Here is an 11,943-nt window from a genome sequence, read left to right as displayed (position 1 = left end):
ACTAAGGATATCTCGGCAGATGAGAGTGGGGCAACCCGCTCTTTCTTGTTTGTTAGGCACTTTTACGGGGATAAAAACCAAATAGTGATTAAGTAATGAGGTTGCGTCAAAGGAGGGATTTTATGAGCAAGGTTACCGAAGTTGTGGAAGAGCTAGTAACTCCCATCTTAAATGAAAACGAACTAGAATTGGTAGACATCGAATATGTCAAAGAAGGAAAGAACTGGTTCCTGCGCGTATACATTGATAAGGACAATGGAATTGATATCGAAGAATGCGGCATCGTCAGTGAGCGCCTTAGCGAAAAGCTCGATGCCATTGATCCAATCCCGCATAACTACTTTTTGGAAGTCTCCTCACCAGGTGCAGAACGTCCGCTGAAAAAGGAAAAGGATTATCAGAAAGCAATCGGCAAGAATGTCTTCATTAAAACCTATGAACCAATTGATGGGGAAAAGGCTTTTGAAGGAGTGTTGACTGATTTCAATGGGGAAACCATCACTGTTGAAGTGAAGATCAAAACTCGCACGAAGACACTCGTCATCCCATTCGATAAGATTGCCAGCGCGAGACTCGCTGTCACTTTTTCATAATCTGTCCAGAAATTATCTTAAGTTAATTAATTAAAGGATCGTTTCGAACCTATTGTTTTTAGGCAAAAGTTCATAATGCTTAAACGTGTGCATCCTGTACAGGAAGATGATAACGTTTTTGAGGTGTGAACTGGCGGGCAAAGGGCGGAGTTTCGAAAAGAGCCTTACTAAGCAGGGTAGTAAAAAAGGGGGATTTATATCTCATGAGCAGCGAATTGTTGGATGCTCTTACGATTCTTGAAAAAGAAAAAGGAATTTCCAGGGACATCTTAATTGATGCGATCGAGGCAGCGCTTATTTCTGCATACCGCCGCAACTTTAACCAGGCACAAAACGTACGTATTGATTTGAACCTTGGCAATGGTTCAATGCGTGTTTTTGCAAGGAAGGAAGTTGTCGATGAAGTGTTCGATCCACGTCTGGAGATCTCTTTGGAAGATGCACAAAAAATCAATCCGAATTACGTGGTTGAAGATGTTGTTGAACTTGAAGTAACACCAAAGGATTTCGGAAGGATTGCTGCGCAGACTGCCAAGCAAGTAGTTACTCAGCGTGTCCGTGAAGCAGAAAGAGGAATCATCTATTCTGAGTTCATCGATCGTGAAGAAGATATCATGACAGGTATTGTCCAGCGCCAGGATCCTAAGTTCATCTATGTAAGTCTGGGGAAAATCGAGGCCATCCTGCCAGCGAATGAACAGATGCCGAACGAACACTATAAGCCTCACGACCGCATCAAAGTATTTATCACCAAGGTTGAAAAAACCACTAAAGGTCCACAAATCTTCGTTTCCAGAACCCACCCGGGGCTGTTAAAGAGACTATTCGAGATTGAAGTTCCTGAAATCTATGATGGAACAGTTGAAATTAAGTCAGTTGCGCGTGAAGCAGGCGACCGTTCAAAGATTTCTGTTCACTCAGACAATCAAGAAGTGGATCCAGTTGGTTCATGTGTCGGACCTCGTGGAACTCGTGTCCAGGCTGTCGTCAATGAGCTTAAGGGTGAAAAAATCGATATTGTTAAATGGTCTGAAGACCCAGTCGTATTTGTGGCCAATGCATTGAGCCCATCAAAGGTTCTGGATGTCATTGTCAACGAAGAAGAAAAAGCGACTACCGTTATCGTTCCTGATTATCAGTTGTCACTTGCAATCGGAAAGCGCGGCCAAAATGCGCGTCTTGCTGCTAAATTGACTGGTTGGAAAATTGACATCAAAGCAGAAACCGATGCTAGGGAGTCCGGGATTTATCCTCGTGACAATGAGCCGCTGTTGACTGCTGATAACGACTTTGAAGATGAAGACATCGATTAATGAGAGGTGAATGATCGTGAACAGCCGTAAAAAGGTTCCTATGCGAAAGTGTGTCGCAACCGGTGAAATGAGACCGAAAAAAGAACTAGTTCGCATCGTTCGCTCAAAGGAAGGCGAAGTATCCATCGATCTGACTGGCAAGAAATCAGGCCGTGGTGCCTATCTTTCTAAAGAAAAAGAAGCAGTGCAATTAGCAAAGAAACGGAATATATTGTCCAAACAGCTTGAAACTCAAGTGGACGATGCAATATACGATGAGCTGAATGATCTCATCGAAAAGGAGAGCAGACTATCCTGATGAACTCAAATCAATGGATGTCATTGCTTGGCTTAGCCAATCGAGCACGGAAAATTATTTCAGGGGAAGAGCTTTCCGTCAAAGAAATCAGAAGCGGGAAGGCGAAGCTCATTTTGCTTTCTGCGGATGCATCCGCAAATACTACAAAAAAGATTACCGACAAGTGCAAATCCTATAATGTGCCTTACAAATTGGTCCCGGACCGGTTTCTGCTTGGCCAGGCGATCGGCAAGGAAGCACGAGTTGTAGTAGCCCTGTTGGACGAGGGTTTTGCAAAAAAACTGTTGACGTTGCTCGATTAATTCTAGCGGGGGTGAAAATATGAGTAAAACACGCGTTTATGAATATGCAAAGAAGCATAATTTATCGAGTAAAGACGTGATTATAAAATTAAAAGAAATGAACATCGAGGTTTCTAACCATATGACTGCAATGGAAGATGAAACTGTGAAGAAGCTTGACGCTGTCTATAATAAAAGAGAAGAGAAGCCACAAGCACAGTCAAAGCCGCAGCAGCAAAGCCAGCAGAAGGCTTCACAAGGACAGAAACAAGCCCAGAACCGCAATCAAGGCCAAAAGCCTAATCAGGGTCAGAATCGCAATCAATCCCAAAACCAGCAAAAAAACAACCAGGGACAGCCAAAAGCCCAGCTGAAGACAACAGCCAGTGCTTTTTCAGACGATGAGCGCCGCGCAACAACTCCGGAAAAGGTGAAAAGTTCAGCTGCTGCTAAAAAGCCTGGGAACACGCAGCCTTTCAATAAAAATAACAAAAACAAACCAAACAATAAGAACAGAAACCAGCAGAACCAGAATAAAGGCCGACAGAACCAGCAGCAAGCTCCACAACAGCCGAAGAAGGTTAAAGAGCTTCCGTCAAAAATCACTTTCAGTGAGTCCCTAACAGTAGCTGAACTAGCCAAGAAGCTTAACCGTGAGCCATCAGAGCTTATCAAGAAGCTATTTATGCTTGGTGTCATGGCAACTATTAACCAGGACCTTGATAAGGATGCAATTGAACTGATTGCTACTGATTACGGTGTTGAAGTGGAAGAGGAAATCAAGATTGATGCAACTGACCTTGAAGTTTACTTCACAGAAGATGAGGAAGCATCAATGGTTGAAAGACCGTCCGTTGTTACAATCATGGGTCACGTTGACCATGGTAAAACAACCTTGCTTGATTCCATCCGCAACACGAAAGTGACTGCAGGGGAAGCCGGCGGCATCACTCAGCATATCGGTGCTTACCAGGTTGAAGAAAACGGCAAAAAAATCACATTCCTTGATACACCTGGTCACGCAGCGTTCACGACAATGCGTGCTCGTGGTGCAAAGATTACCGATATCACTATCCTTGTTGTAGCTGCTGATGATGGTGTCAAGCCGCAGACTGTTGAAGCCTTGAACCATGCAAAAGCTGCTGAGGTACCGATCATTGTTGCGGTAAACAAAATGGATAAACCGACTGCCAACCCTGATCGCGTTATGCAGGAATTGACAGAGTATGGACTAGTACCGGAAGCATGGGGCGGCGACACAATCTTTGTTCCAATTTCCGCACTTACTGGCGAGGGCATCGACAGCTTGCTTGAAATGATTCTTCTTGTTGGTGAAGTGGAAGAATACAAAGCAAACCCAAACAGAAACGCAATCGGTACTGTTATCGAGGCACAGCTTGATAAAGGACGCGGATCTGTTGCCACATTGCTTGTACAAAACGGTACACTGAAAATTGGTGACCCGATCGTCGTCGGAAACACATTCGGCCGTGTCCGTGCGTTGGTAAATGATCTGGGACGCCGCGTAAAAGAAGCTGGCCCATCAGCACCGGTTGAAATTACTGGTCTTAACGATGTCCCTCAAGCAGGCGATCGTTTTGTAGTATTCGAAGATGAAAAGACTGCCCGCCAGGTTGGAGAAATCCGTTCGCAGCAGGCTGTACAGGCACAAAGAAGCGAAAAAGCGCGCGTGAGCCTCGATACATTGTTTGAACATATGAAACAAGGGGAAATGAAAGACCTAAATCTAATTATTAAAGCCGACGTCCAAGGTTCAGTTGAAGCACTTGCAGCAGCATTGCAGAAACTGGATGTGGAAGGTGTTAATGTAAGAATCATTCACACTGGTGTTGGTGCGATCAATGAGTCTGACATCACACTTGCAGCAGCATCAAACGGTATCGTCATCGGTTTCAACGTACGTCCTGACAATAATGCGAAACGCGCTGCGGAATCAGAGAGCGTCGATATCCGACTGCACCGCATTATTTACAAAGTGATTGAAGAAATCGAATCAGCGATGAAGGGCATGCTGGATCCGGTTTATGCCGAAAAGGTAATCGGCCAGGCTGAAGTCCGCCAGACCTTCAAGGTATCAAAAATCGGCACGATTGCCGGTTCATATGTTACTGATGGTAAAATCACTCGTGACAGCGGTGTTCGTTTGATCCGTGACGGAGTCGTCATCTTTGAAGGCGAAGTCGATGCACTGAAGCGCTTCAAAGACGATGCCAAGGAAGTAGCACAAGGCTATGAGTGCGGTATTACCATTAAAAACTTCAAGGACGTAAAAGAAGGCGATGTTATTGAAGCATATATCATGGAAGAAGTGGAACGTTAATGGTAGTAGGCTTAGCAGCCTGTGAATGCATCATCTATGATGCTCATTCTCTTAAGGAAAAGAGGGCTGTCCTCCAGCGGATCATCACAAGGCTGAAGCAAAAGTTCAATGTATCTGTATCTGAAGTGGACCATCACGATGTTTGGCAGCGGACAACAATTGCAGTTGCAGCCGTATCAGCATCGAAGGTTTCAACTGAAAGAGAGCTGCAGAATGCCTTGAAAATGATTGATTCTTTTCCAGAGATCGAACGTACCATCACCGAAATAGAATGGCTTTGATAGAACGAGGTGATTGAAAATGGGTCATAGAGTAAATCGTGTTGGCGAACAAATGAAAAAAGAACTGGGCGATATTATCAGCCGTAAAATCAAGGATCCGCGAGTTGGTTTCGTGACAGTAACGGATGTCCAGGTTACAGGGGATCTTCAGCAGGCAAAAGTGTATATTTCTGTTTTGGGTGATGAACAACAACGAGAAGATACACTTAAAGGGTTAGCTAAGGCAAAAGGTTTTATCAGGACTGAAATTGGCCAGCGAATCCGCCTGAGAAAGACACCTGAACTGATCTTTGAATTTGATGAAACGATGGCTTATGGTAATCGCATCAATTCACTGATCCATGAGCTGCAGAGGGAAGAGCAGCCAGAAGAAGATGGGCAAGAAAAGGATAATGATTAAACGGTTCGCCGTAGATCTTGATATGAAAAATGGATAGACACTTTTGTCTATCCATTTTTTTCGATAAGTGTCATAAAACTAATAATACATGGCTGTTTTAGTAAGGCTGTTTTCGTAAAGATTGTCGTTAAAATTCTGAAGCCGATTTTAATGTAATATAAGCTATTTTGCAGGTCGGTATTAATTTTGCATGCTCTTTTCTCACAAAAGAGTCAACTTTTCGAAAAAAATAGGTTATTCAATCCTATTTTGTAGCCAATAGCAACAAAGTGTGAGAAAAAAGCCTAATACATAAAAGAATTGAGGAAAAAGAAAATGGAAGGGATTCTGCCTCTTTTTAAACCAGCGGGTATGACTTCGCATGATTGTGTGTTTAAACTCAGGAAATTGTTAAGAACGAAGAAGGTCGGGCATACGGGCACTCTTGATCCTGATGTAACTGGAGTACTGCCTATATGTGTTGGCAAGGCGACAAAAATTGCCGAATACATTACTGACGCCGGAAAAGCCTATGAGGGGGAAGTCACCCTGGGCTTCACGACAACTACAGAAGATGCATCAGGTGAGAAGGTTGAGGAAAAAGCAGTGGACAGGACAATTACAAGGACAGAGATCGAAGAAGCCCTCCAATCACTGACAGGCGAAATTGCACAGACTCCCCCTATGTATTCAGCGGTAAAAGTTAATGGAAAAAAACTATATGAATACGCGAGACAAGGAATTGAAGTTGAAAGGCCAACCAGGAAGGTCACCATTTATGGGATAGAGCTGCTTGATGGCAGAGATTCATTTGAAGGTGAACAGATTAGCTTCAAATTCCGAGTTTCCTGCAGTAAGGGGACATACATTCGGACATTGGCAGTGACCATTGGTGAAAAACTAGGATATCCTGCCCATATGTCTTCCCTTGTAAGAATTCAATCCGCTGACTTCACTATTGAGGACTGTTATACGTTTAAACAGCTCGAGGAATTGGCTGAAGAAGGCAATCTGGCGGCTTCCCTGCACCCATTGGAAGCTGGTATTTCTTATTTGCCGAAATATCGCATTAATGATAAAGTAGCAGAGAAAGTGAAAAATGGAGCATTGCTTCCTATCCCGGAGGAATATGCGGGGGATAGCGGTCCCATTATAGTAGAAACAGAAGACGGAAAAGCGCTCGCCATCTATAGAGCACATCCAACAAAAATAGGGATGATGAAACCTGATAAAGTTTTGAGAAATGATCAATAGATCATCACTGTATAATTTGTTTATTTTACAAATTAGCGATGTGAACTCTAAAGTCTTGATTAAAGAGCAGCTGGGTCAGAAAAGGTGAGTAATATCGTGGAAATGATTAAACTAAACCATCCTCATGAATATAATAAAGAAGATTTTCCTCCAATGGCCATGGCCCTCGGCTATTTCGACGGAGTTCATCTAGGCCACCAGCAGGTTATCGAGGAAGCAAAAAAAGAGGCAGAAGCCAAAGGGCTGAAAAGTGCGGTCATGACATTTGACCCTCACCCCTCTGTTGTTCTTGGCAAAAGTGTTCAGCACATGGAATATATCACCCCATTAAATGATAAAGCTCGAACTATCGAAGCAATGGGAGTGGACTACTTATTTGTTGTTCATTTCACAACCGAATTCTCAAGTCTTTTGCCCCAGGAATTTATCGATCAATATATCATTGGTTTGAATGTACACCATGTCGTTGCAGGATTCGACTATTCATACGGAAAAATGGGAAAAGGAAATATGGAGACGATCCAGTTCCATTCAAGAGGCAAGTTCGATTTCACTGTGGTATCCAAGCTGTCTACAAGAGAACAAGAAAAGGTCAGTTCTACCTTGATCCGGACGTTTTTACGTGACGGCAAGGTGGATAGGATGCCGGGCTTGCTAGGGAGATTTTATACCACAGAGGGTACAGTTATCCATGGAGATCGCCGAGGGCGTACGATCGGTTTCCCGACAGCAAATGTAAGCATAGATGAGCAGTACATTCTCCCTCCTACTGGAGTATACGCTGTTAAGATTCATGTAGAGGGAGAATGGCATGAAGGTGTCTGCAATGTTGGTTATAAACCAACATTCCACATGGAAAAAAAGGACAAACCTACTGTCGAAGTCCATATCTTCAATTTCAATAAAGAGATTTACGGGGAATCCGCAGCGATAGAGTGGCATCTGCGCCTCAGAAGTGAACGGAAATTCGAGGGAATCCAGCAGCTTATTGCCCAAATCGAAAAAGATAAGCAAGAAGCCATTCTATACTTTGAAAAAAACAAGGGTTAGACTTGCTTTTTGTCGTAAAAAGATGTATTCTTATTAACGTATCAAAAAAGAACCTTTGCTTGGCAAGTCGAGTCACCGACGCTTGCTAGGTAACAGGGGATTATTAAATGGAGGTGAAACGGATGGCAATCACAAAAGAACGTAAAAACGAACTGATCAACGAATTCAAGACTCACGAAAGTGATACTGGATCTCCAGAAGTTCAAATCGCTGTCCTTACTGCAGAAATCAATACATTGAACGATCACTTGCGCGTTCACAAGAAGGACCACCACTCACGTCGCGGTCTTTTGAAAATGGTAGGTAAGCGTCGTAATCTTTTGACTTACCTTCGTAACAAGGACGTTGCTCGCTACCGCGAGTTAATCAACAAGCTTGGTCTACGTAGATAGTCTGTAAAAGCGGGATTATTCCCGCTTTTTTATTAGGCAAATTTTTTGCAGGTACATAACGATTGATTGATATGAAGCGCTCCTTTTTGGAGCATAATATAACATAAAAGATTTCTAAAAATGACAGCCATTCAACATGCTTTGTTGTACAAGCCTTTGTAAATCAGGCTGGATTGGCTGGTTCATGGTTTTATCATTCATTATAAAGGTATATTTGTTATAAGACATGCGTTTGTGGTGTTTTAAATAAATGCCCAGGCACGGCCTGGGTGTATTTAGTGGTAGAGAGGGGCAAAAAGTATGGAACAAGAAAAACAAAGTTTTTCCTTCGACTGGGCAGGGCGCAAGCTTACAGTTGAAATTGGACAGCTTGCAAAGCAAGCGAGTGGTGCAGTCCTTGTCCGTTACGGTGATACGGCTGTATTAAGTACAGCGACAGCATCAAAAGAACCGAAGAATTTAGATTTCTTCCCTTTGACAGTCAATTATGAGGAAAGACTATATGCTGTTGGAAAAATTCCAGGCGGCTTCATTAAACGTGAAGGACGTCCAAGTGAAAAGGCGATCCTTGCAAGCCGATTAATTGACCGTCCGATCCGTCCATTATTCCCGGATGGATTCCGCAACGATGTCCAGGTAATCAGCATTGTCATGAGTGTTGACCAGGACTGTTCATCAGAAATGGCTGCTATGTTTGGATCATCTTTAGCACTTTCCGTTTCCGATATCCCATTTGGAGGACCAATCGCTGGTGTCACTGTGGGAAGAATTGAAGGGAAGTTTGTAATCAATCCATCTGTTGAAGAAACAGAAAAGAGTGATATGCACCTGGTTGTTGCAGGTACAATGGATGCAATCAACATGGTTGAAGCAGGTGCCGAAGAGGTTCCTGAAGAGGTCATGCTTGAAGCAATCATGTTTGGACATGATGAAATCAAGCGTTTGATAGCCTTCCAACAGGAAATCGTCGCACAGGTTGGAAAAGAAAAAAGAGAAATTAAACTTTTTGAATTAGATAAAGAACTTGAAGCTGAAGTTCGCGGAATTTGTGAGCAGGATATGGTTTCGGCTATCCAGGTACAGGAAAAGCATGCTCGTGAAGATGCGATCAAAGAAGTGAAAAATGCCGTCATCGCCCGCTATGAAGAGCAGGAAGCGGATGAAGACAAACTTAAGCAAGTGAAACAAATCGTTGATAAAATCGTCAAAGGTGAGGTTCGCCGCTTGATTACGGAAGAAAAAGTCCGTCCAGACGGCCGTGGAGTCGATGAAATCCGACCGCTTTCTTCTGAGGTAGGCTTGCTTCCTAGAACACATGGTTCTGGATTATTCACAAGGGGACAAACGCAGGCATTAAGCATTTGTACACTTGGCGCAATGGGTGATGTGCAGATTCTTGACGGTCTTGGAATCGAAGAAGAAAAACGATTCATGCACCATTATAATTTCCCATTATTCTCTGTTGGTGAAACAGGTCCGATTCGTGGGCCGGGTCGACGTGAAATCGGTCACGGTGCTCTTGGTGAAAGAGCCCTTGAACCTGTGATCCCGAATGAGAAAGACTTCCCATACACTGTCCGGCTTGTATCCGAGGTGCTTGAATCAAATGGTTCTACTTCTCAGGCGAGTATTTGTGCTAGTACATTGGCTCTTATGGATGCAGGGGTGCCAATTAAAGCACCGGTTGCTGGTATTGCAATGGGTCTGATCAAATCAGGAGAACACTATTCTATTCTTTCTGATATCCAGGGTATGGAAGACCACCTTGGTGACATGGACTTCAAAGTAGCTGGAACTGCAAAAGGTGTTACAGCCCTGCAGATGGATATCAAGATCGAAGGATTATCCCGTGAGATTCTTGAAGAAGCTTTACAACAGGCGAAAAAAGGGCGTATGCATATTCTTGATTCCATGCTGGCGACCATTAAAGAACCACGTGAACAGCTTTCAAAATATGCACCAAAAATCATCACGATGTGGATCAAACCTGATAAAATCCGTGACGTCATTGGGCCAAGCGGAAAACAAATCAATAAAATCATTGAAGAAACTGGCGTAAAAATCGATATCGAACAAGATGGTACGGTATTTATTGGCTCAGTAGATGAAGAGATGATCCAAAGAGCAAAGAAAATTATCGAAGACATTGTCCGTGAAGTCGGAGTTGGAGAAATGTACCTCGGAAAAGTTCGCCGCATTGAAAAATTTGGTGCGTTCGTTGAAATCTTCCCTGGTAAAGATGGCTTGGTCCATATCTCCGAGCTTGCTGAAGAGCGAGTAGGTAAGGTAGAAGATGTCCTGAAGCTGGGAGATGAACTACTGGTCAAGGTAACTGAAATCGACAAACAAGGCAGAGTCAATCTTTCACGCAAGGCAGTATTGAAAGAACAGCGTGAAAAAGCAGAAAAACAATCATAAAAAAGAAATGCGGAAGCGTCTCGAGGGGCTAGGCGCTGGAGACAGTACAAGATTTCTTATAAATCATTCAAAGGCCGGGTGCAGTCCCGGCCTTTTTAATGTTTTTTCACTGTGCCACCATCTTAACACCCACAAAGACCATCCCCAGCAGGTTTCACACAAGATAATAGCCAAGATCCTTTCTTTTCTGTTCGTCCACTGTTGTCTTTCGTTCTACCTTGTCCTTCTGTTTCATAAAGTAAAATAAGGCCCACTTTGTATAAGTATCAAACATATTTTCGAGGGCCTTAACAGTAGAGGAGGCAAATTAAATGCGAAAGTTTGTATTAATTTCTGTTTTATTGATTGCTGCGTGGATCACGGTGAATAATCCATTCTCCCATACATATGTTTCAGGACTTAAAACCGGGGCACTTGAAGTGGCTGGCAATAAGAATTCGTTAATGTCAGAAATTGAATCGAAAGCAAAAGAATATGAAGTCGAACCATCCGATGCCAGAAAAGATCCTGTCTGGAAGGTAGTTCCCGGCTACAATGGGCTTAAAGTAGATATCAAAAAGTCTTTTGCCAAGATGGAGAAGGAAGGCGAATTCGATCCGGAAAAGCTAGTCTTCAAGCAGGTTCCGCCTCAAGTCCATCTAAATGATTTGCCGCCGACGGCCATCTATAAAGGGCATCCTGAAAAGCCGATGGTAAGCTTTATTATTAATGTAGCATGGGGAAATGAGTACTTAACAGGGATGCTTGCGACATTAAAGAAGCATAATGTGACTGCAAGTTTTTTTCTTGAGGGCAGATGGGTAAAGAATAATCCAGGCATGGCGAAAATGATTGCTGATGCAGGTCATGAGATAGGAAATCATTCATTTACACACCCAAACATGAAGCAGCTTTCTGCAGCGAAAATCAATGAAGAGATCCGCAGGACAAATGAGGTTATTGAAGCAGTGACTGGTGTGAAAAGTAAGTGGTTTGCTCCTCCAAGTGGGTACTATAAGGATGAAGTGGTTGAGATTGCTGCAGCACATAATTTAAGGACCGTCATGTGGAGCGTAGATACGATCGATTGGCAGAAGCCCTCTCCAGATAAATTGATCAACAGGGTAATGGGGAAGGTTCATAATGGCGCAATGATTCTAATGCATCCAACAGAGTCGACGGCTGCTTCGCTCGATCAATTGATCACTCAAATAAAAGCCAAAGATTTACAAATTGGGACAGTTTCCAGTTTATTAAGTGAAAACCGAATAATAACCACAAAAAAAATGAAAGAATAGCATTGTATTTGGAAAAAGTAAGTTAAATGGACTATACTAAGTAAATGCAATAGTTTTAGCAGCTGG

At 43.1% G+C, this 11,943-nt stretch carries 12 protein-coding genes; all 12 read left to right on the top strand.

What is annotated here, in order from left to right:
- The first annotated feature begins 122 nt into the window (after nt 1-122).
- The 12 genes from rimP to J7E37_RS03995 all read left to right on the top strand — a co-directional run bounded on the left by rimP (nt 123) and on the right by J7E37_RS03995 (nt 11,877).
- Nucleotides 123-593: a ribosome maturation factor RimP gene (gene rimP / locus J7E37_RS04050; protein ID WP_214777100.1), complete on the top strand. Its 471-nt coding sequence runs from the start codon at nt 123-125 to the stop codon at nt 591-593.
- 203 nt (nt 594-796) lie between these two features.
- Nucleotides 797-1,906 (top strand): transcription termination factor NusA, encoded by a 1,110-nt coding sequence (gene nusA / locus J7E37_RS04045; protein ID WP_214777098.1) that lies wholly within the window; start codon nt 797-799, stop codon nt 1,904-1,906.
- A gap of 16 nt (nt 1,907-1,922) precedes the next feature.
- Nucleotides 1,923-2,204 (top strand): RNase P modulator RnpM, encoded by a 282-nt coding sequence (rnpM, locus tag J7E37_RS04040; protein WP_041967254.1) that lies wholly within the window; start codon nt 1,923-1,925, stop codon nt 2,202-2,204.
- On the top strand, nt 2,204-2,506 hold the full coding sequence (locus J7E37_RS04035) for a YlxQ family RNA-binding protein (protein ID WP_214777096.1): 303 nt from the start codon (nt 2,204-2,206) through the stop codon (nt 2,504-2,506). The genes rnpM and J7E37_RS04035 overlap by 1 nt, the downstream gene beginning before the upstream one ends.
- Nucleotides 2,507-2,525: 19 nt before the next feature.
- On the top strand, nt 2,526-4,826 hold the full coding sequence (gene infB, locus J7E37_RS04030; RefSeq protein ID WP_215022637.1) for a translation initiation factor IF-2: 2,301 nt from the start codon (nt 2,526-2,528) through the stop codon (nt 4,824-4,826).
- Entirely contained in the window at nt 4,826-5,107 is a 282-nt protein-coding gene (locus J7E37_RS04025) for a DUF503 domain-containing protein (protein ID WP_192470372.1), read from the top strand. The genes infB and J7E37_RS04025 overlap by 1 nt, the downstream gene beginning before the upstream one ends.
- Nucleotides 5,108-5,126: 19 nt before the next feature.
- Nucleotides 5,127-5,507 (top strand): 30S ribosome-binding factor RbfA, encoded by a 381-nt coding sequence (gene rbfA, locus J7E37_RS04020; protein WP_214777092.1) that lies wholly within the window; start codon nt 5,127-5,129, stop codon nt 5,505-5,507.
- Nucleotides 5,508-5,822: 315 nt separating this feature from the next.
- Nucleotides 5,823-6,740, top strand: a complete 918-nt coding sequence (gene truB / locus J7E37_RS04015) for a tRNA pseudouridine(55) synthase TruB (protein WP_215022635.1) — start codon at nt 5,823-5,825, stop codon at nt 6,738-6,740.
- Between the two features lie 96 nt (nt 6,741-6,836).
- On the top strand, nt 6,837-7,790 hold the full coding sequence (gene ribF, locus J7E37_RS04010) for a bifunctional riboflavin kinase/FAD synthetase (RefSeq protein ID WP_215022633.1): 954 nt from the start codon (nt 6,837-6,839) through the stop codon (nt 7,788-7,790).
- Between the two features lie 122 nt (nt 7,791-7,912).
- Nucleotides 7,913-8,182, top strand: coding sequence for a 30S ribosomal protein S15 (gene rpsO, locus J7E37_RS04005; RefSeq protein ID WP_023614845.1), 270 nt, complete (start codon nt 7,913-7,915; stop codon nt 8,180-8,182).
- 300 nt (nt 8,183-8,482) lie between these two features.
- Nucleotides 8,483-10,600: a polyribonucleotide nucleotidyltransferase gene (pnp, locus tag J7E37_RS04000; protein WP_215022631.1), complete on the top strand. Its 2,118-nt coding sequence runs from the start codon at nt 8,483-8,485 to the stop codon at nt 10,598-10,600.
- Between the two features lie 311 nt (nt 10,601-10,911).
- Nucleotides 10,912-11,877: a polysaccharide deacetylase family protein gene (locus tag J7E37_RS03995; protein WP_215022629.1), complete on the top strand. Its 966-nt coding sequence runs from the start codon at nt 10,912-10,914 to the stop codon at nt 11,875-11,877.
- The last annotated feature ends 66 nt before the right edge of the window (nt 11,878-11,943 follow it).

Source organism: Bacillus sp. ISL-39, from assembly GCF_018613295.1.
GTDB lineage: Bacteria > Bacillota > Bacilli > Bacillales > Cytobacillaceae > Mesobacillus.
This window is presented reverse-complemented; position numbering and strand designations above follow the sequence as displayed.